We start from the raw sequence: 26,804 nt of genomic DNA on the forward strand, positions 1-26,804 counted from the left end.
ATTTGTTCGGGTTATGGGAAATTAGCAGGAGTCGAATTTGAAGCCGGTCAAAGTAGGGGTCTTAGGTCTAGGTACCGTCGGCGGTGGCACCGTCAATGTCTTGAAACGCAACGCCGCCGAAATTGCGCGCCGGGCAGGGCGTGAAATTATCGTAACGCGCGCCAGTGCTCGCGATCTTGAGCGAAGCCGTATTTGCGATACGCAAGGCATCGCGTTGACGACTGATCCTTATGAGATCGTCAACGATCCCGAGATTGAAATCGTTGTGGAGTTGATCGGCGGTGAAACGATTGCGAAAGACTTAGTGCTTAAAGCGATTGAAAACGGCAAGCATGTTGTGACCGCGAATAAAGCCTTGATTGCGCTGCATGGGAATGAAATTTTTGCGAAAGCCAGCGGCAAAGGTGTCATGGTTGCGTTCGAAGCCGCTGTTGCCGGCGGAATTCCTATTATCAAGGCGATTCGAGAAGGCTTGAGCGGCAATCAAATTGAGTGGGTGGCGGGCATTATCAATGGTACCGGCAATTTCATTTTGACCGAAATGCGTGATAAAGGCCGCGATTTCGCCGATGTCTTGGCTGAGGCCCAGGCTTTAGGTTATGCCGAGGCCGATCCGACATTCGACGTTGAAGGGATCGATGCGGCGCATAAATTAACGATTTTGGCTTCAATCGCATTCGGTATCCCCTTGCAATTCGATAAGGTTTATACCGAAGGCATTACGCAAATCACGCGCGACGATGTGGATTATGCCGATACCTTGGGTTATCGTATCAAGCATTTAGGAATCGCACGAAAAACTTCCGAAGGCATCGAGCTGCGCGTGCATCCAACCTTGATACCGGCCCGTCGATTAATCGCCAATGTCGATGGTGTAATGAATGCGGTATTGGTTAAAGGCGATGCGGTCGGGCCGACCTTGTATTATGGTGCGGGCGCGGGCGCAGAGCCTACGGCTTCATCAGTCGTTGCCGATGTGATCGATGTCGTTCGGGCATTGACGAGCGACCCCGAAAACCGCGTGCCGCACTTGGCCTTTCAACCGAACGCGCTGGCCGATATTCCGATGCTTTCGGCCGAGCAAATTCATACGGCTTATTATTTACGGCTCAATGCCGAAGATAGGCCGGGTGTGTTAGCCGACATTACCCGCATCTTAGCTTTGCACGACATTAGTATCGAAGCGATTATTCAAAAAGAACCTCATGAAAACGAAAAATCGGTGCCGATTATCATGTTGACTCAAAATACATTGGAATCGGAAATGAATGCAGCGATTACCGTGATCGAACAATTGACGACCGTAACCGGCAAAGTGTGTCGCATTCGTCTGGAAACTCTGGGATAAAACATAATGACAATTCGTAAACGCTATACAGGTTTAATCGAAACTTATAGAGATCGCCTACCGGTCGCTGATGGCACTCGCTTAATCAGTCTAGGCGAAGGTAATACACCTTTGATACAGCTGCAAAATATTCCAAGATTGATCGGCAAGGACGTCGATATTTATGTTAAATTCGAGGGTTTGAATCCGACCGGCTCGTTTAAGGATCGCGGCATGACAATGGCTGTGACCAAAGCCGTCGATGAAGGTAGTCAAGCCATTATCTGTGCATCGACCGGCAATACTTCGGCTTCCGCAGCGGCCTATGCGGTACGCGCCGGCATCAAAGCCTTCGTGCTGATTCCGGAGGGCAAGATCGCGCTGGGTAAATTGGCGCAAACTTTGATGTATGGAGCCAAGATCATTCAAATCAACGGTAACTTCGATCAAGGCATGGCTTTGGTTAAGGAAATCGTCGATCATGCGCCGGTTTCGATCGTCAATTCGATCAATCCGTTCCGTCTCGAAGGACAAAAAACCGCAGCATTCGAAATCATCGACGAACTGGGTACCGCGCCCGATTATCACTGTCTGCCGGTCGGCAATGCCGGCAATATTTCGGCCTATTGGAAAGGCTATAAGGAATATTCGACCGATATCGGTTCGCTGAAAGCCGTGACGAATAAGCGTCCCGTGATGTGCGGTTATCAAGCGGCCGGCGCCGCGCCTTTCATCGCTAGGGAAATGATCGATCATCCCGAAACGGTAGCAACCGCGATACGCATCGGACGCCCGCAATCCTGGGATTTGGCTTGGGCCGCGCAACGCGAATCGGAAGGTTGGTTTGACGCGATGACCGACGAGCAAATTTTAGCCGCGCAAAAATTGTTGAGCTCGAACGAAGGTGTTTTTTGCGAGCCTGCTTCGGCAGCATCGTTGGCCGGCGCGCTGCATGACATCAAGCTGGGTAATATTCCCGAAGGCAGCACGATCGTTTGCACATTAACCGGCAACGGCATCAAAGATCCCGATATCGCGATCAAGCAATGTAAAGACGCGCATCCGGTCACGATCGAAGCCGATTTAGACGCAGTCAAGAAAGCGATACTCGATAGTCTATAAAAACTGCTTGTTACTCCCTTTTATCGTTCCCACGCTCTAGCGTGGGAATGCAGACCGAGACGCGCTAGCGTCTCGTACCGCTGGAGCGGTGCTCGGGCGTTTCCACGAAGAGGTCTCATCATACATAAATTGTAGGGTACGCTGCGCGTACCAAAGCCGCGCCTTGGCGGTTCGGTTGGCACATGAACATCGCGGGGTTACCAGGGTACGCACAGCGTACCCTACGCGGATCACCTAGCGTTAGGTAATTCGCGAGTGTTATGTGACACAATAAATGGTGAGGATTGTATGATTCCCATTCTCCGCGATCGCCGTCATCCATAAGCACCAATAGACCTGTAGTGCGAAAAAACGAGGGTTTGAGGGCAGTAATGTCGTGCCATCTGGTAAGACAGTCATGTGGCTGACGGTTATACCAACAAAACTGGGTTGGGCAATTTTCACTCGCCCCTTGTTCCTTGATCCTTTCCCCTTGCACCTGACCCCTATGTACTCCCAAGGCGTTAAAAAAACAATTATTCCCCGTCCTCTAGGTAAGAAAAAGCTGGATTTGGGTGATATGCACCCGGTTTTGCAGCGCATATTTCTAAGCCGGGGTATTAAATCCGCGGATGAATTAGACCGTTCGTTGGTTGGATTGCCTTCGCCGTGGCTTTTGTCCGGGATGAAGGACATGGTCGCTCATTTGATCGAAGCGCTAAGTCAGCAGCAGCGAATCACTATTGTGGCCGATTTCGATGCCGACGGGGCAACCAGTTGCGCCCTTGCTATTAGAGGCTTGCGCATGCTCGGAGCGGTCAATGTCGACTTCATCGTGCCGAATCGTTTTGAATACGGATACGGGTTGACGCCGGAGATTGTCGAGTTGGTCAAACGCCAAGAGCCCGAATTGATTATCACCGTCGATAACGGCATATCGAGCATAGCCGGCGTTGACGCGGCTAAGGCGCTGGGTATCAAAGTTTTGGTCACCGATCATCATTTGCCCGGAGAATCACTGCCTGAGGCCGATGCAATCGTCAATCCTAATTTACCGGACGAACCTTTTCCTAGCCAAGCATTGGCTGGTGTCGGTGTGATGTTTTATGTCCTGACTGCATTAAGAAGTCGTCTTCGGGAAATCGATTGGTTTCAACAACAAGCCATACCCGAACCGAATCTAGCGCAATTACTGGACTTGGTTGCCTTGGGCACGGTCGCAGATGTCGTGCCGCTCGATCAGACCAATCGAATCTTGATCCATCAAGGCTTGCAGCGAATTCGTTCGGGCCGTTGTCATCCGGGAATATTGGCCTTGGTCGAAGTATCGGGGCGGAATCATCGGTATCTATCCTCATCCGACCTAGGCTTTGCGTTGGGACCAAGGCTCAACGCTGCCGGGCGCATGGACGATATGGCGCTGGGCATTCAATGCCTGCTAACCGATGATGTTCCTTTGGCCAAGGATATCGCACAGCAGCTTGATGAAATGAATAGGGATCGCCGGGACATCGAAGGTCAGATGAAGATCGAAGCAATGAGTTTGTTGAACGAAATGAAAGCCTTAGATGAAAAACATCTGCCGGCCGGCGTTTGCTTGTTCGATGAAAATTGGCATCAAGGTGTAATCGGTATTCTCGCATCGAGAATCAAGGATAGACTTCATCGGCCGGTCGTAGCTTTCGCACCGGCCGGTAACGGCGAAATCAAAGGTTCGGCGCGATCGATTCCCGGTGTGCATATCCGCGACGTTCTGAGCGACATAGCCGCAGCTCATCCCAATATACTTAATAAGTTCGGCGGTCATGCGATGGCTGCCGGAATGAGCATACAAATGCACGATTATCCCCCTTTTGCGTTAGCCTTCGATGAGATGGTCGCTCGGCGTATAGCGAATATGGACCTGGAACAGAAGGTGTATTCCGACGGCGAATTGTCGGAAAACGAGTTGACATTGGAATTCGCCGAGTTATTACAACGTTCGGGCACTTGGGGGCAGGAGTTTCCGGAGCCGGTTTTCGATGGTGTATTCGAAGTAATTCAGGCACGTATCGTCGGGCAGCATCATTTAAAATTGGTGCTGCGTCAGGCCGAAAACAAGCAGTTGATCGACGCGATTGCTTTCTTTATCGAAAAGCCCGAACAATGGCTGGGAATTCGAACGATCCATGCTGCTTACAAGTTGGATATCAATGAATACAGAGGCAATCGCGCCCTACAATTTGTGATTCAGTATTTGGAAAAGCTGAATTAAAGACTGAAATACGAACGCGGCTGATTTTTCCGATCAGTGCTGAGCGTTCAGGAGCATTACTACTACCTTCATAATGTTAGCCATTTTTTGAGTATAAAGGGAGTAAGCGTGAAAGATAGGTTGAAACGTTAAAGTTCAGCTTTTCGCAAAATTTGTAGTCTTCAAGCTATACTGAATGTTACGAAAAATTCCTAAGCTTTAGGTGTGTCATGGAAATAGAGTTAGTCAAAGTACAGCCAAGCGATATCGAATTAAATACGCCGCTGCCATTTTCCATTTTTACCTTTGAGCAATCGTTGTTATTGAAGAAAAATACGATTGTTACCACTGAAAAGCAACTTAACGTGTTGCTTGAAAAAGGGGTTTATAGGAATCTTACGGAACAAGAGATCGAGCTAAGAGACGCTTTAAAGCAAGAGCCGGATCAAAAAAAACTACAAACCAATCCGTTTACCGCTATCGCTTATTGCAACCAGAAGTTGTATCCATTGTTTCAAGATTTGGCAGATCAAAAAGCCGAGAATGTACAATCGCAACTAGCGAAAATTGCCGAGCTTTTACGGGTTATAATCGTATTCGATCCTAATGCCGCATTAGGGGCGATTCATTTACTGGGCTGCGCTAATAATTATGCCGTCATTCATTCAATATATACTGCAGTATTGTCCGGCTTACTTGGTCGGCGCAGGCAGTTATCCGATGAGGATAACGAACTGATCATTAGCGCGGCGCTGACGATGAATGTAGGCATGCTGAAATTACAGGATCAGCTTTATCGACAAGATTCTCCGTTGACAAGTGAGCAGCGTCAGCAAATCATAGAACACCCTAAACAAAGCGTCATTTTATTAAAAAAAGCCGGTATAGAATCTAGAGATTGGTTGGCGATGGTTTTGCATCATCATGAAAAAAACGACGGTAGCGGTTATCCCAATAAGCTCAGTGGAGGTGCTATTAGCGAAGGGGCTAAAGTCATCTCTTTGGCTGATATCTATACATCGTTGATCACCGGCCGTAAATATCGAGCTCCGATTTTGGCGCATGATGCGATCAAATCGCTATTTGCGAAACGCGGCAATGAAATCGATGAGCAATTGGCCAATCAATTCATCCGCGAAACCGGTATCTATCCCCCAGGTACATTCGTCGATTTGCAAAACGGCGAAATTGCTTTGATTACTAAGCGCGCCACAGTTAAGGGCAGTAAAACATCGGGTCCTTACGCGCTCGCTCTAGTAAGCCCTCGTGGTGCCTTTTATCGAGAGCCTCAAAAACGCGATTGCGGCATTGCACTGTATAAAATTAGCAAGCCTTGTTCGGCGCCAAAGGGATTTAACGTTGATCAAGCCAATAAGTTTTGGGGCTATTAAGCTGAACACAATTATTTTCGATGAAGCAATGAACAGGCAAGATCTTCCACTCGAACTATATTCCGCCGATCAAGTAAGAGAACTGGACCGAATGGCAATCGATGAATTTTGCATTCCCGGTTATGAATTAATGTGCAGGGCAGGTCAATCGGTATTTGAGCGGGTCAAGGCGTTCTGTCCGGAGGCGAGAAGTTGCGCGATTTTTTGTGGCGGCGGTAACAATGCCGGAGATGGCTATGTGATAGCGCGTTTAGCGATTGCTGCCGGAATGGAGGTAACGGTTTATTCTGTTGTCGAGGTTTCTAAGCTTAAGGGCGATGCGCTCACGGCATATCGAGATTGCATCGATAGCGGCTGTAAAGTTGCGGCCTATGATACGAAAGCTTTACTTGGCGAAGAAGTGATCATCGATGCACTACTAGGTACCGGCTTGGATCGTGAAGTCGAAGGTTTATATGCCGATGCTATAGCGGCGATCAATGCCAGTCGGGCTTTCGTCATTGCGGTCGATGTTCCAAGCGGATTGAATGCAGATACAGGAAAAATCATGGGCTGTGCGGTCAAAGCGGATTTGACCGTGTCTTTTATCGGGTTGAAAAAAGGCTTGTTTACCGGAGATGCGCCTGATTATTGCGGAAAAATTTATTATGCATCGCTCGATATTCCTAACGCGGTTTTTGACAAAGTCGATTGCGCTGCGCAACGCATTCGTTTTCTGCAACCACCGCGAAGAAGTCGCTGTACGCACAAAGGTCATAATGGTCATGTCTTAGTTATCGGCGGTGATGTCGGTTATTCGGGGGCGGTTCGTATGGCAGGCGAAGCCGCGTTACGGGTTGGTGCAGGGCTCGTTACCGTGTTGACCCGTCCTGAGCATGCCATATTGATCAATAGCTCGCGGCCGGAACTGATGTGTCGAGGTGACATCGACCCGGAGTGCATAGAGACGATCATCGATAGTGCAGATGTTCTTGTATTAGGGCCCGGGTTAGGACGAAGCGATTGGTCGAAAGGTTTATTCGATGCCACGATCCGAGCCGCTAAGCCGATGGTGATCGATGCTGACGGCTTGAACTGGCTGGCGGATTCGGAGCAATACGGCGAGCATTTCGTATTGACGCCGCATCCGGGCGAGGCTTCGCGTTTGTTGAAATGCTCAGTATCCGAAGTCGAACATGATCGCTTTGCGGCAGTAAATTCGATCAGGCGGCAATATGGAGGTATTTGTGTACTGAAAGGGGCAGGCACATTGATTGCTAGTCACCATCATATCGCAGTTGCCGATGTCGGTAATCCGGGCATGGCAACCGGAGGCATGGGGGATGTTCTGACCGGGGTGATTGCAGGGCTGTTGGCTCAGGGGTTCAGCAATTGGGAAAGCGCCGAACAAGGTGTTTATATTCATGGTTTGGCAGCCGATGCGGCCGCTGCCGATGGCGGTGAGCGGGGTCTTTTAGCGACCGATTTGATGCCTTATTTGAGGCGTTTGGTAAACTAACGCTCATGAAGGCATGACCATCGCCCCGGCAAATGAAAGTGCGAGGCGTTGGGAGAGGGTGCGGTCACTCGCCCGACAGGACGCCGTGAATACGTCCGTGTAGGCTTGGCGCCGGCTTTCCCTGCCGCCGACACCTGTCGATCGAGCAACCGCACCCTCTTTAGAACCTACGTTGTTTTATATATCGAAAAATTAGATAAGGAGTTCGAATCTGCGAACTTTCAAAGTCATGCAAATAAAACTGAGAAATACCGAGGCTACCGAAGCATTCGGTGCCGAGCTGTCAAGGCTGTTACCGCATAAATGTTTGATCTTTTTAAAAGGCCAATTAGGTGCCGGAAAAACTACGCTGGTTCGGGGCTTCTTGAGGGCTCTGGGTCATCAGGGTGCGGTTAAAAGTCCGACTTATACGCTCGTTGAGGAGTATATATCGAGTGGTCGAGCAGTCATTCATTTTGATTTGTATCGACTCTCCGACCCGGAAGAACTGGAGTGGATCGGGATTAATGATTATTTGGATCAAGATGCGGTTTGTTTAATCGAGTGGCCGGAAATGGGCGAAGGTTTTCTGCCGGAGCCTGATTTAGTCTTGACCTTGAGCGTTGTCGGGCAAGAGCGAAACCTAAAAGTGGAAACTAGCAATTTAAGCTTAAAAAAACTTTTTATCTAGCGTGATAAAACAAAGACATACTGCTATACTTTAAACAAATTTATAACTTGAATACTTTTAAAATTGAGAAATAACTAAGCGATTCATCGAAGTGCTTGTATTTTCAATTGCTTAGGGAAGGACAAAAAACTGTCCGTTGCGAAAGATATAAACTTCCCGTTCCTTAACGTCTAATTTCGGTGTTCAAGTCTTAAAGTTATAGAAAAGTTAAAAATGATATTGTCCGCTAATTTTAATTGAACTGGATACTAAGCGTAGTTAAGTCTGGAAATTTAGCGGCAAACATTCAATGACGGGGATTTACCGTCGGTAAAATAGCAAGCTTGGGTTGGGTCATGCGTAGTTTTATTAATATCTTATTCATTGCGATGTTGCAATTCTGGACAGGATCGGTGTTTGCGCAACAAACGGCGGTCAATTCCTTGAAGCATCAAATTTCTTCCGATCACTCCCGGTTGATTTTCGATCTGTCGGCGCAATTTTCACACAGAGTATTTCAACTGGATAATCCCCCGCGTTTAGTTATCGACATCAGTGATGCTCGCTTAAACGGAAAACTTGACCAACCGTCCTCCAATCATCCGTTGTTTAAAAAAATTCGAAGCGCGGTTCGTAATGACAAAGATTTGCGAGTTGTCGTCGATTTGAAAAAGAACGGCATAGCTAAGAGTTTGACGATTCCGGCTAATCAATCCGGTGGCTATCAATTGATGATTGATTTGTTTGCCAAACAGGATGGTCTTGCTGCCAAGCCTCCCGTTACACGGTCGGTTGCATCGCATCCATTGCTTTCGAAGCGAACCCCTTCCCCTAATCCGACCAAAAGGCCTTCCGCAAGGCCCGAAGCGTTAGCCGCCGTACATAATAAGCCGGTGAAAAAAACGCCGCAACGCAGCAAAGACGTTGTAATAGCGATCGATGCCGGACATGGTGGCCAAGACCCCGGAGCAAAAGGCCCGCATGGCACTCATGAAAAAGATGTGACTTTTGCGATCGCGAAAAAGCTGGCGGCCTTAATCGATAAAAAGCCCGGAATGAAAGCCGTTTTGGTTCGGCAGGGCGATTATTTTATCGATCTGAAAAAACGCATGAAAATTGCCAGGAAAGCAAAAGCCGATTTATTTGTATCGATTCATGCCGATGCCTACGATAACCCAAGTGTCAAAGGTGCGTCGGTATTTACCTTATCTAACAAAGGCGCAACGACCGAAATGGCGCGATGGTTGGCCAATCATGAAAATTCCGCTGACCTGGTTGGAGGCGTCAGCTTAGTCGATAAAGACGATGTATTGGCGTCCGTGTTACTCGATCTATCGATGACCGCCACTCAAGAAGCCAGTCAAAATGCAGCGTCAAAGATACTCGGAAGCCTGAAGCAAGTTGGTCATTTACATTCTCGGTCGGTGCAAAAAGCTGGTTTTTTGGTGCTTAAATCGCCCGATGTACCGGCAATTTTGGTTGAAACCGCGTTTATTTCGAATCCGGACGAAGAAAGTAAACTGCGCAGTGTTGCTCATCAGAGCAAAATGGCCCGAGCTATTTTCAATGGTATCGACAGTTACTTTCAGCAGGCGGCTCCAGCCGGAACTTATATCGCCGAACAAGGTCGACAACACGTCATCAGCCGTGGCGAAACTTTGTCAGGTATAGCGCAGCAATATGGAATTAGCATGCAGAAAATTAAAACGACTAATGCAATGAATGGTAATCAGGTTAGGATCGGCCAAGTTTTGAGTATTCCTGTTGATGGGTGATTTTTAAAGATGAAAGGTGAATCGGGGTTTGGTTTGCCAATCTTTTCTATAAAAAGCATTTTTCACACGAAACACGCAGATTTTTGCTTGTTTTAATTGGCTTCCCTCCTAAGAGTGGAAGGTTAATCCGCCCATGGTTCGACAGGGCTCTCCTGAGCGCAGCGGAAGGGCTCACCACGAACGGATTAACCTTAAATTGTCCCGCATTAATTGAGTAGCCTTGTAATTCAAACTGACATGGCTTTGACCGATCGGCTAAAATAGCCGATTTGGTTTCAGACTGTTCAATGCGTATTCATTCTCTTCCGACTCAACTCGTCAATCAGATCGCCGCAGGCGAGGTCGTCGAAAGGCCTTCTTCGATCGTTAAGGAGTTGGTCGAAAATTGCTTTGATGCCGGGGCTACGTCTGTTGCCATCGAGATCGAGCAGGGCGGCATGCGCCGGATCAAAATCCGAGACGACGGCTGCGGTATCGACAAGGATGATTTGCCGCTGGCCTTGTCTCGCCATGCCACCAGCAAAATCGCAACGCTTGATGATTTGGAGCATGTCTCGACGATGGGGTTTCGCGGAGAGGCCTTGCCCAGCATCAGCTCGGTCGCCCGGCTGACGTTGATTTCCAGAATCGAAGGTGCCGATTGCGCCTGGCGAGTCGACGCGGACGGTTCCGAGCAGAATTTTGATCCGCAGCCGGACCCGCATCCTCAAGGTACGACTGTCGATGTGCGCGATTTGTTTTACAACACGCCGGCTCGCCGAAAATTTCTCAAAACAGAAAAAACCGAATTCGGTCATATCGAAACGCTGATTAAACGCATGGCGTTGAGCCGTTTCGATATCGGATTTGCCTTGACGCATAATCAACGCGAAGTGTTGAATCTGAAACCGGCCGCGACCGAGGTGCAGCGCGAACAGCGTATCGCCGGCATTTGCGGTTCGGAGTTTATCGATAATTCGGTCAAGATCGATTTCGAGGCTTCAGGTTTGCAATTGACCGGATGGGTCGGTTTGCCGACTTTCTCGCGAAGCCAGCAGGACATGCAGTTTTTTTATGTCAACGGCCGTTTGATCAAGGACAAGTTGGTATCGCATGCGGTGAAACAGGCTTATCAGGATGTGCTTTATCACGGCCGCCATCCGGTATTCGTGCTGTATTTGAATCTTGATCCGGCCTTAGTCGATGTCAACGCGCATCCGGCCAAACTCGAGGTCCGTTTCAGGGAAGGCCGTCTGGTTCATGATTTTCTTTATCGGGCGCTACATCGTTCGTTGGCCGACTTACGGCCGGGGAGTCAAGAACAACGGTTCGTTCCAATCGAGGAATTCGTTCCGATGCTGCCGCAAACTCCGGAGCAGCCACCCGTCAAGCCACAAGTCCAATTTCAAGCCAAGCCGAAGCAAAATACGCTGCCGCTGCATGTCGAGGAGGATATTCGCGCTTACGCATCATTGTATCCGGCGATCGAGCCGGAGCCTGAAAGCAAAAGCCCCGAGCCATCAACAGCCGGCGAAGAGTCGTATCATCCTTTGGGGTATGCCGTCGCGCATCTGCATAATATCTATATTCTTGCCGAAACGCCGAAAGGCATCATTCTTGTCGATACGCATGCCGCGCATGAACGCGTCACTTATGAACGCTTGAAGCAACAATTCAACAACGGTAGCGTGCCTAGCCAGCCGTTGCTGTTGCCGATTAAGATCGTGGTCAGCGCCGGTGAAGCCGACTTGGCCGAACAGCACCAGGAATTTTTCAATGCGCTCGGGTTCGAATTGAACCGCTCGGGTCCGGAAACGATCGTGTTGCGGTCGGTTCCGGTGTTGTTAGCCGGCGGCGATAGCGAAGCGCTGATTCGGGATGTGTTGGCCGATATCATCGAGCACGGCTTGAGCACGCGGATTCAGGAAAAAGCCAATGAAGTTCTCGCGACGGTTGCTTGTCACGGCTCGGTTCGTGCGCGCCGACGTTTGTCGATCGACGAGATGAACGCTTTGCTGCGCGACATGGAGCGGACCGAACGCATCGGGCAATGTAATCACGGACGTCCGACTTGGATCGAGCTATCGACTCAGGAACTGGATAAATTTTTCCTACGCGGACGGTAAGCCTATCGTGACCCAATCAACCAAGCCTACGGCAGTGTTTTTGATGGGGCCGACAGCTTCCGGCAAGACCGCTTTATCGGTGCAACTCGCCGAAGCGCTCGATGCCGAGATTATCAGTGTCGATTCGGCGCTTGTCTATCGCGGTATGGATATCGGCACCGCCAAGCCCACGGAGTCCGAAAGAGGCGGCATTGTGCATCATTTGATCGATATTCTCGATCCGAGCGAGGCATTTTCGACCGGGCAATTCAGAGCACGAGCGCTGGAATTGATCGCGGATATCAGCGCTCGCGGTAAACTGCCCTTGTTGACCGGCGGCACGATGCTGTATTTCAATGCGCTCAATCACGGATTGGCGCAACTGCCGACCGCCGACGCTACGGTCAGAGCCGAATTGGATAAAGAGCTCGAACACATCGGCAAGGAAGCGATGCATCGGCGACTGGCGCAAGTCGATCCGGAATCCGCCGCGCGTATTCATCCGAACGATCCGCAGCGGGTGCAACGTGCGCTCGAGGTGTATCGATTGACCGGCAAAACCTTGACCGAATTGTTCAGCGAAGCCGAGGCGCAACCGCTTCCTTTTCGCGCGGTTAAATTGATCATCGCGCCGCAGGACCGAAAGCTACTGCACGAAATCATCGCAAAACGGTTTCACCGGATGTTGGAACAAGGCTTGATCGAAGAGGTGGAAAGGCTTTATCGACGCGGCGATTTATCGGAAAAAATGCCGTCAATACGCGCGGTCGGCTACCGGCAAGTGTGGTCGTTTTTGCAAGGCGAATACGATCATGCCGTGATGATCGAAAAAGCCATTGTCGCTACGAGGCAATTGGCGAAGCGTCAGTTCACTTGGTTGCGCCGTGAAAACGATGCTTGCGCTCTTATCAGCGGCGATCCGAAAGCATTGGACCGAGCGTTGCGGTATATTGCCGAGTCGGGTTGAGCCGTTTTTCCGGAGGAGCCATGTGTAGACTATCGATAGCCTGTAGTATTCGCATTGCGTTGCAAGGGTTAGGAATATGCGCAAAATAAATCCGCTTTGTGGAGGTTCGGTAACTTGCTTGACAGGACGCCGCAAATACGTCCGTGTAGGCTTGACGGCGGCTATCAGATTGCCATGGACGGCATGAACCCAGCACCTAAATTATCCAAGATAGTTAACCATAGACAATGGATTATGGAATTTAGGTGCTGGGTGAATGCAGATTTTGCAGGAGCAAAAATCTGCCCTGCCGCCGACACCTGTCAATCGAGCAACCGAACCCCCTTCCGACATTTGAAAAAGTTGATTCATGCTCGTTCCTTAATTTTGAAAGAGAGCGTGGTTTTTTTTCTGCGCTCGCTATTTTGGGTGCCGATATTGTTGATAGCCGCTTGCACCGCACCGCTCAAGGACGGGACGTTTCGAATCATACATCAAAGCGGTATCGCTCCGGTTTTCACGATTCCTTCGGTTCGGGAACGCATGATCTATTTGGCGCAACAGGAATGGACCTTATTCGGACGTCCCATAGCCGACTATAGCGTCGGGGAACCCGAATTGATCTTTCCGGAAGACAAGGAGACGACGCACGAAACCCAAGCGCCTTATTTCTCCCGAGTCATTCTTTATTGGTACAACGCAACGCATTTGCCGTTACTGAATCACGATGGCGAAGTCCGGCCCTGGTCGGCCGCCTTTATTGTTTGGTTGGCGCGTAGCGCCGGGGTGTCGGAACAGGATTTGCCTTCGACCGTGCTGCATTGGGACTATATCGAACATGCGATGTTCGCCGGAAAAAATGCTCGGTTTATCGCTCGCGACGCGCATTTTTTCACTCCTAACCCCGGCGATCTGTTATGCGCGCCGCGCAGCGAAGTTTTTACGCAACAAGTCCAGGCATTCAAACAATTACGCCGAGGGCCTTATCATTGCGATTTGGTCGTTGCCAAAAGCAACGATGCGCTCGACGTGATCGGCGGCAATGTGCTCGATACGGTGTCGATGACGCGCGTGGCATTGGATGACAATGGTATTGTGAAGCCGACCCAAGAGCGCCCTTGGTTGATTGTTTTGGAGCAGAGGGAAGGGAATAAAGATGAAAGATGAAAGGGGAAAGGGGAAAGGGGAAAGGGGAAAGATTCCGCTGTTTCCCAAGCTCCTTGCTTGGGAAAGCTATACTCGAAGCTCTAGCTTCGCGATATAGAGGCATAAAGTGGTGCTATATGTGTATCATCGCATGAACCCCGCGACATTCTTCGTTGCCACGCTCCAGCGTCCAGTAACGTTGCGAACGGTTTTATAACTCCTGTTCGGCGCTGGAAGGGTGAAAGGGTAATGGTGAGTGGCTGCTTGGATTTTTATTTTTATTGGGATTTGACGATTTATTATGCATATACAATGGTATCCGGGGCACATGCACAAGGCAGGGAAGGAAATCAGGGAGATCGCGCCTAAGGTCGATTTGTTCATTGAAATTCTTGATGCGCGCATTCCGTTCAGCAGTGAAAATCCGCTGTTGGCGCAACTTCGAGGTTCTAAGCCTTGCATCAAGGTATTGAATAAAAGCGATTTGGCCGACCCCGAAGCAACGCGGCAATGGCAAGGCTATTTGGAGCGCGAACAAGGCGTGAAGACGCTCGCGCTGAGTATCGAACAGCCGGAAAAAATCAGGCAGTTGACAGAATTATGCCGTAAATTGCTGGCTGTCGATGAGTCGGATAATCGCTTGATTCATGCGTTGATCATGGGGATTCCGAATGTCGGAAAATCCACATTAATCAATGCATTGGCCGGACGGGTCATCGCTAAGACCGGTAATGAACCGGCCGTCACTAAAGCCCAACAGCGTATCGCAATCGGTAACAATATCGTTCTGCTCGATACGCCCGGGATGCTCTGGCCGAATTTGGAAAATAAAAATACCGGCTACCGGCTCGCGGTGACCGGCGCGATCAAGGATACTGCGATCAAGCATGACGATATTGCGTATTTTGCCGCCGAATTTCTGCTTAAACTTTATCCGAATTGTCTAGTTGATCGATTCAAGCTCGATCCTCTTCCTAACAACGAGCACGACTTGATGCTTGCTATTGGAAAGAGCCGAGGTTGTTTGCGCTCCGGCGGCCGAGTCGATCTAGACAAGACCGCTAAGATATTGTTGTCCGAACTTCGTTCGGGGATGTTGGGCAGACTCACGCTGGAAACGTCGGCGATGATGGAGCAAGAGTTAACCGAGCTGGCCGTGATCAGGGAGCAGAAGGCTGCGAAAAAGCTGGCACGAAAGCAAAAACGTAAAGGTGCTCTTTAAGCTTAAATTCTGCAGTCAGTCTACGAAAATCACGAGAGCAATCATCGGGTTACATAAATCTCTTAAATCAGCCTTTAGGTGAGCAACTAGGAAAGCATAACTAGTTGAATATTCAAGTGATTATTTTGTGATATGTGGGCAAAATGCTTTTGATTAAGTTTAAGAAAGCCTTGACTATCTTAAGGTCTAAAATTCGCCATTGATCAACAAACGTTCATGGAGACTGGGACTTTCATGTTCATTGCGGGCATTTTTCGGAATTAAGTCTGAATCGGTCCAGCTGATTAATAACACCGTCCATTCAACGAATCGGGAAAAACCATAGCTTGGCTCAATAACACTTTCCAGCGTACCTACATTAGCATCATAAACAGACAAGCCAATCTTGGCGATGCCTTCCAGTTTATTGTTGCCCAGCAAAACAATTTCAGGTATTTCAAGGGTCCCCGTTAGTGGAATGGGGACGTTCAGGTGCGGTAGTCCCAGCCAACGGCTTTTGTGTTGATTGATCGACAATGCGCCCAAACGAATTTCGATAATGGAGTCGGCCTCTTTTCTATCGCTTACAACCGGGTATCCTAGGGTCAATAATTGGTTCTTGATCGCACCGATGGCATATTTGGCATCGGTGCTGACGGTATCGAAATATTGAGTGTCCAGGAAGATTTTATGGTGTTTCGGTAAATCAATCGCTAATTTTTGCGCGGAGTGATCGGCAGCAGTGGAGAGTAGAAGTTGTTCGGTCGCGGTCCGCGCCGGCAAAGATTCCCTTACCGTCGAACAACCCGTTAAAGTTAGGGCGAAAATCCCGATGATGGAGCAATAATAGCGTAGGCAATAATTAAAAGGGGTAGTCATAATTGAACAAGGGTTGATCCTAAATTTGGCAGTCAGTCCACGAAATACACGAAATACACTAACGTAATCATACGGTTACATAAATCTCTTGAGTCACCCATTGGGTAAACAACTTGAATAGTATACCCGTCGTAGCTCAAAATTCGGCGCCTGGGTGTCCGCTAAAGGACGCCGTGAATACGTCCATGTAGGCTCTATGCCAGCTCCATGCTGGCAAAGCCTTTATCGGACACTCAGGCGCCTCCTCTGGCACTGCCGAAATTTGAAGTGCGAAAGGTATATAACTAATTGAATATTTTCGTGATTTTCGTGTGTTTCGTGGACAAAAATGCTTTTTCTAGGTTGATCGCAGGTGACGATTCGTTATTGAATCCTAAAGAAATCGAAAATAAAAATGCAGTACATCAAATCACGTCATACGATTGAAGACATCATCAAAAAATCGCGTTTTATCGGAATCATTATACCAGTTGCCGATGAGCAGGAGGCTTTGCAAAATCTCAGGCAGTTGGCGGTCGACTATCCGGATGCCAGTCATATCGCCTTCGCTTATCGAATTCGCACGGAGCAAGCATTCATTTGCCGTTTTCATGATTCCGGCGAACCGTCCGGCACGGCCGGCAAGCCGATTTTTCAGCACTTGGAGGGTAAGGATCTCATCAATGTGTTAGTCGCGGTGATTCGTTATTTCGGCGGCGTGAAACTCGGCGCCGGCGGGTTGGCGCGGGCTTACGGCAACGCTGCGAAGCATGTCATCGAGTCGGCGGAAATCATCGATTATGTGGAGCTGATAAGAGTCAGATTAACACTCGCCTATCCTCAAATGCAGCAGTTCGAATATCAGCTCAAAAAATTGGATGGGCGAATTTTACAGCAGGATTTTTCCGAGCAGATCGATTTGCTGGTTGAATTACCCGCCGCCAGCCAAGAGGCTTTGTTCAAGTTTTTATCGTGACTAGGTTTGCTTCTTTCCACAGTTCCCGCTTTTGCGTGGCATAGGTTGACCTTAAGGATTCGCGCGAGAATGGGCAATAGTAGTTATGGATTCGGTCATAAATAACTTCCCTATTTTTAACGCCGCCAACACGCGCAGCTTAGAAGTGAAGGCGAAGCCGCAACGAAAAAGCTGTCGCTGTGCTTGGCCTTGTTAGGGCACTTGACGTATACTTGTACGGAAAATCCGTACATCAAGGTGCCATCATGGATACAATCAGTGTAAACAAATTTAGAGACAACCTGAAGAGCGTTGTAGAACAAGTGGTTAGCAGGCATGAACCACTCAAGGTAACTCGACGAGCCGGAGAGGCATTCGTTGTAATGAGCGCCGACGACTGGGAGCGAGGGCAAGAAACGCTTCATGTTCTCCAAAGCCAGAGCCTCATGCAACAGATTGCCTACTCCCTTGAAACCCACAACCGTGGTAAAGGCTATATACCGACTGAAGAGCAAATGAATGAGATCACTGGTATTTGAAGGCAACACCTGGGAAGCGTATGAAACTATGCGCGAGAAGGACAAACAATTGCACAAGGCTTTGTGTAAATTACTCAAGGAAATGCTGCGTTCAAACGACCCTGCTTCAGGTTTAGGGAAGCCTGAGCCACTTAACCACAACCTCTCTGGCCTTTGGTCCAAGCGAATATCACAAAGAGATCGTTTGATATATCGGTTTGACGAAAAGTCCATTTATATCTTCGCTATTGGTGGTCACTACGATCAGCCCTAACGCCGAAAATCACCGGCAAATTGTAGCAACGTGAGGCTTGTGCGATTTACGCACAAACGAGCGTTGCGGAAATTTGTCCGTGTGAATTTGCCTTGTTAGCCTTGCTATCCATAAAGCTTAACTTTCAACACCCGATTAAGCAGCCGGAAGTGCTTATCAAGTGAGTAAACATTGCAGCTATTTTGTTTTGCATTTTGTGCAATGATTAAATCAGGAATGCCGACCCCGTTAGCTCCACCTTTTAAGCACTTCACTTGATATTCAATAATCTCTTCCCAATGAATAGAAAGTGGAACTTTATTTATCTCATGAAGAAGAGTAATGACTTTATTTTGCTTCTTTATTTTCAGATAAGGAATCAATTCAGCCAGAATAATATCGTTGGTAACTAACAGATTTTCATCTATTAGATAATCTAGGTCTTTAGAGTTATCCCCACACCTGAAGTAATCAATCCATATTGAAGTATCAACCAACACCTCCATCAATGACGATCTCTTAATTCATTTAGGTCGATATCAAGATCAATCTTGCCGCGATACTTCTTGATCCCTGAAATCTTTGATTTTCTTACCAATTCTTCTAGGGCTTTTACTATTACGGCTGTTTTAGTATCAGTATGGGAGACCTTCATAGCCTCATCGAGCAGGTTTTCGGGTAAATCCAGGGTTGTTCTCATCGTAGCCTCCTTAGTTTTATGCATATCATTTTAGTTGTTCATGCATATCACTTCAAGAGGCTAACAAATTATTGTCCCGACCGTGCTAACATACGGCTTTTTCTGCTTTATTGTCAAGAATGCTGCTTCAACGCTAGATGTTCTAAACGGTATAACCTATATTTCATTCATGATAAACCGATCGGGATAATTCCAAAGCCACGTTTTGAATGACCGCAATTACCAACTCAAGCGACAGTCAAACATCTAAATTAAGAGACCGGTTTGGGTCGTATGCGAACCCTCGGCACATAAAGCAAGTAACCATCCACATAGGAGTTGCTGTAAGGTTTAGCAAAGCGCCGACCGGCTTAAGGTTTGGGGGTAACTGCCTGTTAGTTTGAGTATAGATGCTTGATTGCAAGTCCTGGTACCGTTTTGCGTCGCCTTTCCAAGGCTCCTCGAAATGACAGTAGCAATCATTTAATCCAGATCGTCTTGGCATTCACAAACTCGCGAATACCATGATGCGATAATTCACGCCCATAACCGGAACGTTTGATACCACCAAACGGCATCCGCGGATCGCTTTTTACCAAGCCGTTCACAAACGCCGCACCGCATTGTAGCTGTCGCGCCACGCGTTCACCGCGCGCGTTGCTTTGCGTCCAGACACTGCCGCCTAGGCCGAAGTCGCTGCTGTTGGCAATAGACACTGCATCATCTTCATTCTTGGCGCGAATCACGATTGCGACCGGGCCGAACAGTTCTTCGTGCCAGGCACGCATACCGGGTTTAACATGATCAATAATGGAGGCTTGGTAATAAGCACCACTGCCGGCTTCCGGCGCACAACCGGTGACAACCTTCGCGCCCGCCTCGATACTTTCAATTACCTGCTTATGTAATTCATCGCGCAGGTCATGGCGGGCCATCGGTGCCAGGGTGGTATCTACACTCATTGGATCACCCGTACGCAGATCTTCCACAGCGGCTTTGAATTTTTCCAGAAAGGCATCGGCAATCGCATCCACCACGATAAACCGCTTGGCCGCGATACAACTCTGGCCACCATTCATATAACGCGAGGTCACACCCTGCTTTACCGCCAGTTCCAGGTCGGCGTCGTCCAGCACGATAAAGGCATCCGACCCGCCCAGTTCCAGAACGGATTTTTTAATATTCGCACCGGCTGCCTCCGCCACCGATTTTCCGGCCGGCTTACTGCCGGTCAAGGTCACAGCCTTGACTCGTGGATCATCGATCACACCACGTACCTGAACTGATCCGATCATCAGTGTCGTGAAGACCCCCTCGGGAATGCCGGCCTCCTTAAACACAGATTCAATTGCCTGCGCACACTGCGGCACATTCGAGGCGTGTTTCAGCAACCCGGTATTACCCGCCACCAGTGCCGGAGCCGCAAAGCGAAAGACCTGCCAGAATGGGAAGTTCCATGGCATCACCGCTAGTATGATCCCCAACGGCTGATAAGTGACCAGACTCTTGGCGGCGTCGGTTTCGATATATTCCTCTTCGAGGAAACCCTGCCCGTGTTCGGCATAGTACTCACATACCCAAGCACACTTCTTGATCTCACCGCGCGATTCCTTGATCAGCTTACCCATTTCCTGGGTGATGATCGTGGCTAACTCTTCCTGACGTGCCCGCAAGACCTCCGCTGCCTTATACATCAGCTCACAACGTTTTTTGATCGGCGTGTCGGCCCACGTCCCGACTGCCAGTTCGGCAACATCCATTGCCTTGGACAACCGGGACGCCCCCCAGTTGTCCAAGGTCAGTATAGTGCTACCGTCAACCGGGTTGATTGCATGAAAGGCCATTGGCTGCTCCCTGAGTCAATAAAAGTTTGCTATGCTGCATTATTAAATGGACTTGGATTCAATATTACGAAATAACCATGAAGAGTAACGCGACACGAAGAATTCGATCGTCGATTTTATAGCCTTTTCTTCATTGTCTTCATGATGTATTCGCCAATACTTTCAAAGTTTAAGAGTCGAGGGAAACCGAAACATTACAAGGCGAAATTCAAAAGAGTTAGTCCGATCCATACGAAACCGATCGTTGTTATCGCAAAACTGACAATCGTATAGGCTTTCCAAATGGTTTTATCCCAAAAATTAGGATCGAAGGCCGCTATAACGAAAACGCCGGGGTTGGTCATGCCGCCGATGACGACGAGCCAGCAAGCTGCTACCGGCAGCGGAATTTTTACCGCATAAAAAGCCAAACAAAACAGTGCCATCAGTACAAAATCGACATGGGCTCTGACCATCGTTTTATAATCTTTTAGAAATCCGCCGTCTATGCCTTCGATAGGAAACCATTTGGCAAAGGTCATGAGCCATGCCGAGGCCAATACCGCGAAAATCATCAACACGGCTCCGATAAGTAATATTTCCATGTTATTGCTCTTTAGTTTTATGTTAAGTTAAATTGAATTTTGAAGCCGAAGCTATCCGGCCGGCTTCTGTTTCGCGGGTATGGGTTGGTAAAGATTAGCTAAAGAAGCGCGACCTACCTGTTTGTTCTCGGTTTTTAGATTATTTTGCTAAAAGTCCATATCAAGGAAGATGCAAGGACCTGTTTTCTATTGCTAGTGCCGCCTCATGTAAGACTTCCGAGATGGTCGGGTGGGCATGTATAGTTCTGGCTAGGTCTTCGCCGCTCGCCGAGAATTCCATCGCTAGAACCGCTTCGGCAATTAATTCCGAAGCATTGGCTCCGATGATGTGGATGCCTAGAATCAAATCGGTTTCCGCATGTGTGATGATTTTGACCAAACCTTCGGTTTTGTCGATCGATTCGGCGCGGCCATTGGATTTCAATGTGAATGTACCGGTCCGATATTTTTGTCCAATGGCTTGCAGCGCTTGTTCGGTTTGTCCGACCCAGGCGATTTCAGGATCGGTGTAGATGACGCTCGGCATGATGTTATAGTTGATCGGATTGTGTTGGTTGGCGATGTGCTCGGCGACGAATACGCCTTCCTCTAGGCCCTTATGCGCCAACATCGGCCCGAGTAAGGTCAAATCGCCGATCGCATAAACGCCGGGAACCGTCGTGCAGCAGTTTTCGTCGACATGGATATATCCGTTTTCATCCAAAAGCAGTTCGGCTTCGGGGGCTGCGATATTTTCCGAATTAGGCTTTCTACCCGTAGCCACGATCAGTTTGTCGAGTCGTAAAGTATGGCTGCCTTCCGGGTTTTGATAGTCGACGACGACTTTGTTATTATTTTTTTTAGCCGAGGTGACGCGAGCTCCCAGACGCAAGTCCAGTCCTTGATTGGAATAGATTTTATAGGCTTCCGCAGCAATTTGGTGATCGACGATCGGTAAAAAAGATTCTTGCGCTTCTAACAAAATTACTTCGGAACCCAAGCGATTCCATATTCCAGCAAGCTCTAAGCCAATGACGCCTGACCCGATGATTCCGAGTCGTTTGGGGATGCTGGTCATGTTCAGCGCATAAGTTGTATCGACGATAAACTCGTTGTCGATCGGTGCGCACGGTAGATCGATGGAGGTGGAGCCGGTCGCTAGTATTATATTGGGGGCATTGAGTTTGATTGGTTTGCCACCGTCGGCGGGTGTCACGCTGACTTGGTCGGCGTTGAGCAGCTTTCCTTGCCCATGATAATAGTTAATTTTTTTTTCGGCGAAAACATTGAGGATCTGCCGGCTTAATCGCGCTATCTTTTCATTTTTGCGGTCTATCATCTTCGGCAAGTCCAGTTTAATGTTCTCGACCGATATGCCATGATCGGCAAGCCCATGCCGCATTAAATCGTAGATTTTGGCCGACTCGAGCAGCGCCATCGAGGAAACGCAACCGGCGTTGATATAAGTCCCGCCCAGACTTGGATCGCCATTAATATTGGTCCAATGATCAACACAGGCTGTTTTCAATCCTAATTGGGCGGCGCGGATCGCGGCGACATAGCCGGCAGGGCCGGCACCGACGACAATAACATCATAAGTTGATTCGGGTTTTGACATGACAGTGAACCGTTTATATGTTTAGCAATAAGTGCGCTGGAGATTCCAGGCACTCTTTGATGGTGACCAAAAATTGAACCGCCTCGCGGCCGTCGACCAAGCGATGATCGTAAGATAAAGCAAGATACATGATCGGTCTGACGACTATTTGTCCATTTTCAACGACGGGTCGATCCTTGATTGCATGCATGCCTAAGATCGCGCATTGCGGCGGATTTAAAATCGGAGTCGATAGCATCGAGCCGAAAATGCCGCCATTGGTTATCGTAAACGTTCCGCCGGTCAGGTCTTCAAAACTAATGTTGCCTTCTTTGGCTTTTTTGCCGAAATCGGCGATATTTTTTTCGATGCCGGCAAAGTCTAATTGATCGGCATCGCGCAGTACCGGAACAATCAAGCCGCGCGGCGTACTGACGGCAATGCCGATATCGTAGTAGCCGTGATAGATAATGTCGTTACCGTCAATCGAGGCATTGATAGTCGGGAATTTTTTCAAGGCTTCGATCGATGCTTTGACGAAAAAAGACATGAAGCCCAATTTGATACTGTGCGTTTGCTCGAAGCGGTTTTTATATTGGTTTCGTAAATCAATCACATGATGCATGTCGACTTCGTTGAAAGTCGTCAGCATCGCGGCGTTTTGTTGCGCTTGCAGCAAGCGTTCGGCAATCTTTGCTCTAAGTCGAGTCATTGGGACTCGTTGTTCGGGTCTCAATGCAGCCGGAATCGTGGCCGGTTTCGAATCCGTTTGCACGGATTCCGGCGGTGTTTTTGTACGGGACGAGGTTTCGAGAACCGGTTCGTCCTGCAAATATTCGAGAATATCGTTTTTGGTAATACGACCATGTTTTCCCGAGCCGCTAATGGCCGAGGGGTCGAGATTTTTTTCAACAACGAGCCTTCGGACTGCGGGGCTCAAAGGAATGTTGGCCGATGCGGCCTCCGGTTCTTTTTCGGCGGTCTGTTGCGGTTCATTGTCGGCATCGCTTGCTGGCGTAGCGGCGGTTTCTTCAGTCGCGGCCGCTTGCGGGTCGATGATAGCCAGTATTTCGCTGCCGACAACAATGTCGCCGTCGTTTTTCAGGATTTTCGTTAAAACGCCTGATTCGGGCGCAGGCACTTCGAGCACGACTTTATCGGTTTCGAGATCGACTAGATTTTCGTTTTTTGTGACTCTATCTCCGGGTTTTTTTTGCCAGTTAATGAGTGTGGCATCGGAAACGGATTCAGGCAGATTAGGAACGAGGACTTCAATGCTCATGTTATTTTCCTGTGTGTTTTCCAAATAAAGCGGTGTTAACAACTTGTTGCTGTTGTTCAAGATGCTTCTTGAAATTGCCTACGGCGGGCGCTGCGGATGCCGGGCGTCCGGCATATTGCAGATTGATTTCGGTTGCCAACGTATCGACGAAATGGTGTCGTATTTGATACCAAGCACCTTGATTTTTGGGCTCTTCTTGACACCAAATCAAGTGTTCCAAATTCGGGAAACGATCGATTTCTTGTTTAAACCGATTATTTGGAAACGGATACAGCTGTTCTATCCTGACAATGGCAACATGGTCGAGTTCGTGCTCCCGTCTGGCTTCCAAAAGATCATAATACACTTTGCCTGAACATAATATTAGACGGGTTACTTTATCCGGTTTAATCGGGTCTATTTCGCTGATAACCGTTTGAAACCGCCCTTTAGTGAGGCATTCCAGTGTTGACACGGCGAGCTTATGACGCAATAAGCTTTTTGGAGTCATGACGATTAACGGTTTACGATAAGGGCGGAGTAATTGCCGGCGAAGTAGATGAAAGATTTGTGCCGGAGTCGTCGGTGCGCAAACCTGGATGTTTTGTTCGGCACAAAGCTGAAGATAGCGCTCCAGTCGGGCGGAGGAATGCTCGGGGCCTTGTCCTTCGTAACCGTGCGGCAGTAGCATCACGAGACCGCTCAAACGCCCCCATTTGGTTTCGCCGGAACTAATAAATTGATCGATAACCACTTGGGCTCCATTGGCGAAATCGCCGAACTGTGCTTCCCAAATTACCAGAGTTTCAGGGGCGGTAGTACTGTAGCCGTATTCAAAACCCAATACGCCTGCTTCGGAAAGTAACGAGTCGTAAATGTAAGCTCGGCCTTGTTCGGAATCCAGGTGATTGATCGGCAGGTAGGTTTTGCCGTCAATCTGGTTATGTAAAACGGCATGTCTGTGAAAAAAAGTACCGCGCCCCACATCTTGCCCGGTCAAGCGGACATTGCGTTTTTCCAGCAGCAAGGTTGCATAAGCCATGTTTTCGGCAAATCCCCAGTCCAGCGGTTGAGCGCCGGCGGCCATTTTATTTCGGCTGTCCATGATTTTGGCAACCCTGGGGTGTAATTCGAAACCGGTCGGCAGGCACTGTGACCTTTTATTACAGAACCGGAGTACATCGAGCGATACCGAGGTTTTACAAGAAGCCGTCCACTTAGCGTGATGGTATTTTTCCCATAGCGCCGAGTAGGAATACACCTTGTTACTGAGAACCGGCCTGGAGACTACCATCCCGGCTTCCAGCATCGAAACGTAGTCGTTTTCGATATTTTGATCCTCTTCCTGTGTGATCAATGCTTCGGATATAAGTTTTTGGGTATAGATTTGGCGTGTGGTCGGATGTTTGCGAATTTTTTGATACATCAATGGCTGGGTCGTTGCCGGTTCATCCGCCTCATTGTGACCTAGTCGCCGATAGCATATTAGATCGATGACAACGTCCCGGTTGAAAGTCATACGGAAGTCTAAGGCAAGCTGAGCGACGAACGACACGGCTTCCGGGTCGTCACCATTGACATGGAAGACTGGGATTTGCGCCATACTGGCAATATCGGTGCAGTAATAAGTCGAACGGGCATCTAGGGGGTTGCTGGTGGTGAATCCAACCTGATTGTTGATGACGACATGAATAGTTCCGCCGGTGGAATAGGCACGGGTTCCCGCCATATTTAAGGTTTCCATGACAACACCTTGTCCGGAAAAAGCAGCATCGCCGTGGATTAAAATAGGTAGGATGGTATTGAAGCTATTGGGACCGTAACGATCTTGGCGTGCTTTAACCGAGCCTTCGACGACTGGGTTGATGATTTCCAAATGCGATGGATTGAATGCCAACGTGACATGAATGGGCCCGCCGGGAGTGGCGATATCTGAGGAAAAGCCCATGTGATATTTAACGTCGCCGGAATTCATGCCGGGCGTTGAGGTGTGCATTCCTTTGAATTCGTCGAACAAGACGCTCGGGTTTTTTCCCAGGATGTTGACCAGGACATTTAATCGGCCGCGATGAGCCATGCCGATGACGACCTCTTTGATTTGCTTATCGCCGCCACGCTGTACGATATTATCTAAAAAAGGGATTAGAGACTCGCTGCCTTCCAGAGAAAATCTTTTTTGCCCTACAAATGTACGATGCAAATATTTTTCGATGCCTTCCGCCGCGGTCAACTGCTTGTGGATGGAGAGTTTTTCTTCGGATGTTAAGTTTGGCTTGGCGCGGGTGCCTTCAAGCCGGTTTTTGATCCAACGTTTGACATCGGTATCCACGATATGCATGTATTCGCTGCCGATGCTTCCGCAATAAATTTCTTTCAATCTACCGAGAATTTCTCTGAGCGGAAGTCTGTCTTCTCCATATAAGGTGCCGGTATCGAATAGCGTATCCATATCGAGTTCGGTCAGTCCGTAATATGCAGGCTCAAGGTCCGGAACGGAAGGGATCGATTTATTCAGTGGATTATTGTTGGCAATTTGATGGCCTCTAACCCGGTAATGATTGATAAGCCGCGCGACCGCAGATTGTTTTTTTACGCTTTCTTCGGTAAAGCCTTGCAGCTTAGCTAGACGGCCTTGAGATTGCTGGGCTAGGCTGGCGAATCTGTCAACAATAGGACTATGAATGATCTCCTGTGCCATGCCGTTATGCAGCTTCTTAAATGTGTGTCTCCAACTCGGGTCGACCGAGTCGGGGTTTTGCAGATATTTTTCATATAAGTCTTCGATAAATACGGCGTTTCCGCCATAAAGCGCGGAAGATTCTTGAAATAACTTGAGGAGGTCGCTCATGGATGATTTCCGTTTAATCTGAAGCTGATGCCGATATCTTAGGGGGAAAATGCTATATTACCAAGTAGTAAAGTGCC

The 26,804-nt window shown here is 48.7% G+C and carries 22 protein-coding genes; 14 read left to right on the top strand and 8 right to left on the bottom strand.

All coding sequences use genetic code 11. The features are described 5' to 3' along the window. Window positions 1-37 precede the first annotated feature (37 nt). The 11 genes from ACRJJO_RS10750 to ylqF all read left to right on the top strand — a co-directional run bounded on the left by ACRJJO_RS10750 (window position 38) and on the right by ylqF (window position 15,372). On the top strand, window positions 38-1,348 hold the full coding sequence (locus ACRJJO_RS10750; RefSeq protein WP_431065750.1) for a homoserine dehydrogenase: 1,311 nt from the start codon (window positions 38-40) through the stop codon (window positions 1,346-1,348). A gap of 6 nt (window positions 1,349-1,354) precedes the next feature. Further along, window positions 1,355-2,449 carry a threonine synthase gene (thrC, locus tag ACRJJO_RS10755; RefSeq protein ID WP_431065751.1) on the top strand — a complete coding sequence of 365 codons (1,095 nt, stop codon included), beginning with the start codon at window positions 1,355-1,357 and terminating at the stop codon, window positions 2,447-2,449. A gap of 487 nt (window positions 2,450-2,936) precedes the next feature. Beyond that, a complete protein-coding gene (gene recJ, locus ACRJJO_RS10760; RefSeq protein ID WP_431065752.1) occupies window positions 2,937-4,682 on the top strand; it encodes a single-stranded-DNA-specific exonuclease RecJ in 1,746 nt (581 codons plus the stop codon). Between the two features lie 209 nt (window positions 4,683-4,891). Beyond that, entirely contained in the window at window positions 4,892-6,052 is a 1,161-nt protein-coding gene (locus ACRJJO_RS10765) for an HD domain-containing phosphohydrolase (RefSeq protein ID WP_125219353.1), read from the top strand. Between the two features lie 28 nt (window positions 6,053-6,080). Continuing rightward, complete coding sequence (locus ACRJJO_RS10770) at window positions 6,081-7,550, top strand: NAD(P)H-hydrate dehydratase (protein WP_431065753.1); 1,470 nt, start codon at window positions 6,081-6,083, stop codon at window positions 7,548-7,550. 229 nt (window positions 7,551-7,779) lie between these two features. After that, on the top strand, window positions 7,780-8,220 hold the full coding sequence (tsaE, locus tag ACRJJO_RS10775) for a tRNA (adenosine(37)-N6)-threonylcarbamoyltransferase complex ATPase subunit type 1 TsaE (RefSeq protein ID WP_431065754.1): 441 nt from the start codon (window positions 7,780-7,782) through the stop codon (window positions 8,218-8,220). A 335-nt stretch (window positions 8,221-8,555) separates the two neighbouring features. Then, the gene (locus tag ACRJJO_RS10780; protein WP_431065755.1) at window positions 8,556-9,974 is read left to right on the top strand and encodes an N-acetylmuramoyl-L-alanine amidase; all 1,419 of its coding nucleotides are present in this window, start codon (window positions 8,556-8,558) and stop codon (window positions 9,972-9,974) included. Window positions 9,975-10,261: 287 nt separating this feature from the next. Beyond that, window positions 10,262-12,079: a DNA mismatch repair endonuclease MutL gene (gene mutL, locus ACRJJO_RS10785; protein ID WP_431065756.1), complete on the top strand. Its 1,818-nt coding sequence runs from the start codon at window positions 10,262-10,264 to the stop codon at window positions 12,077-12,079. A 43-nt stretch (window positions 12,080-12,122) separates the two neighbouring features. After that, complete coding sequence (gene miaA, locus ACRJJO_RS10790) at window positions 12,123-13,025, top strand: tRNA (adenosine(37)-N6)-dimethylallyltransferase MiaA (RefSeq protein WP_431065808.1); 903 nt, start codon at window positions 12,123-12,125, stop codon at window positions 13,023-13,025. A 378-nt stretch (window positions 13,026-13,403) separates the two neighbouring features. Continuing rightward, a complete protein-coding gene (locus ACRJJO_RS10795) occupies window positions 13,404-14,171 on the top strand; it encodes a DUF2272 domain-containing protein (protein ID WP_431065757.1) in 768 nt (255 codons plus the stop codon). A gap of 280 nt (window positions 14,172-14,451) precedes the next feature. Then, complete coding sequence (gene ylqF, locus ACRJJO_RS10800; RefSeq protein WP_431065758.1) at window positions 14,452-15,372, top strand: ribosome biogenesis GTPase YlqF; 921 nt, start codon at window positions 14,452-14,454, stop codon at window positions 15,370-15,372. Between the two features lie 186 nt (window positions 15,373-15,558). Here ylqF and ACRJJO_RS10805 read toward each other — a convergent pair whose 3' ends face one another. Further along, window positions 15,559-16,230, bottom strand: a complete 672-nt coding sequence (locus tag ACRJJO_RS10805) for a DUF6655 family protein (RefSeq protein ID WP_431065759.1) — start codon at window positions 16,228-16,230, stop codon at window positions 15,559-15,561. 394 nt (window positions 16,231-16,624) lie between these two features. Between ACRJJO_RS10805 and ACRJJO_RS10810 the strand changes: the two genes are divergently transcribed. From ACRJJO_RS10810 to ACRJJO_RS10820, 3 genes are all read left to right on the top strand, one after another. Continuing rightward, window positions 16,625-17,185: an IMPACT family protein gene (locus tag ACRJJO_RS10810; RefSeq protein WP_431065760.1), complete on the top strand. Its 561-nt coding sequence runs from the start codon at window positions 16,625-16,627 to the stop codon at window positions 17,183-17,185. Between the two features lie 245 nt (window positions 17,186-17,430). After that, window positions 17,431-17,703: a type II toxin-antitoxin system Phd/YefM family antitoxin gene (locus tag ACRJJO_RS10815; RefSeq protein WP_431065761.1), complete on the top strand. Its 273-nt coding sequence runs from the start codon at window positions 17,431-17,433 to the stop codon at window positions 17,701-17,703. Beyond that, a complete protein-coding gene (locus ACRJJO_RS10820) occupies window positions 17,684-17,956 on the top strand; it encodes a Txe/YoeB family addiction module toxin (protein WP_431065762.1) in 273 nt (90 codons plus the stop codon). The genes ACRJJO_RS10815 and ACRJJO_RS10820 overlap by 20 nt, the downstream gene beginning before the upstream one ends. A 104-nt stretch (window positions 17,957-18,060) precedes the next feature. On the opposite strand, the gene ACRJJO_RS10825 is transcribed toward ACRJJO_RS10820, so the two are convergent. The 7 genes from ACRJJO_RS10825 to ACRJJO_RS10855 form a co-directional block, all read right to left on the bottom strand. Further along, window positions 18,061-18,441, bottom strand: coding sequence for a PIN domain-containing protein (locus ACRJJO_RS10825; protein WP_431065809.1), 381 nt, complete (start codon window positions 18,439-18,441; stop codon window positions 18,061-18,063). Then, the gene (locus tag ACRJJO_RS10830) at window positions 18,441-18,635 is read right to left on the bottom strand and encodes a type II toxin-antitoxin system VapB family antitoxin (protein WP_341326357.1); all 195 of its coding nucleotides are present in this window, start codon (window positions 18,633-18,635) and stop codon (window positions 18,441-18,443) included. Before ACRJJO_RS10830 ends, ACRJJO_RS10825 begins: the two co-directional genes overlap by 1 nt. Window positions 18,636-19,093: 458 nt before the next feature. Beyond that, window positions 19,094-20,458, bottom strand: coding sequence for an NAD-dependent succinate-semialdehyde dehydrogenase (locus ACRJJO_RS10835; RefSeq protein ID WP_431065763.1), 1,365 nt, complete (start codon window positions 20,456-20,458; stop codon window positions 19,094-19,096). A 194-nt stretch (window positions 20,459-20,652) separates the two neighbouring features. Next, the gene (locus ACRJJO_RS10840) at window positions 20,653-21,042 is read right to left on the bottom strand and encodes a hypothetical protein (protein ID WP_431065764.1); all 390 of its coding nucleotides are present in this window, start codon (window positions 21,040-21,042) and stop codon (window positions 20,653-20,655) included. A gap of 160 nt (window positions 21,043-21,202) precedes the next feature. Further along, entirely contained in the window at window positions 21,203-22,639 is a 1,437-nt protein-coding gene (lpdA, locus tag ACRJJO_RS10845; RefSeq protein ID WP_431065765.1) for a dihydrolipoyl dehydrogenase, read from the bottom strand. A 13-nt stretch (window positions 22,640-22,652) separates the two neighbouring features. Then, a complete protein-coding gene (gene odhB / locus ACRJJO_RS10850) occupies window positions 22,653-23,900 on the bottom strand; it encodes a 2-oxoglutarate dehydrogenase complex dihydrolipoyllysine-residue succinyltransferase (protein WP_431065766.1) in 1,248 nt (415 codons plus the stop codon). A gap of 1 nt (window position 23,901) precedes the next feature. Continuing rightward, complete coding sequence (locus ACRJJO_RS10855) at window positions 23,902-26,727, bottom strand: 2-oxoglutarate dehydrogenase E1 component (RefSeq protein ID WP_431065767.1); 2,826 nt, start codon at window positions 26,725-26,727, stop codon at window positions 23,902-23,904. Window positions 26,728-26,804 lie beyond the last annotated feature (77 nt).

This window comes from Methylotuvimicrobium sp. (assembly GCF_050611805.1).
GTDB lineage: Bacteria > Pseudomonadota > Gammaproteobacteria > Methylococcales > Methylomonadaceae > Methylotuvimicrobium.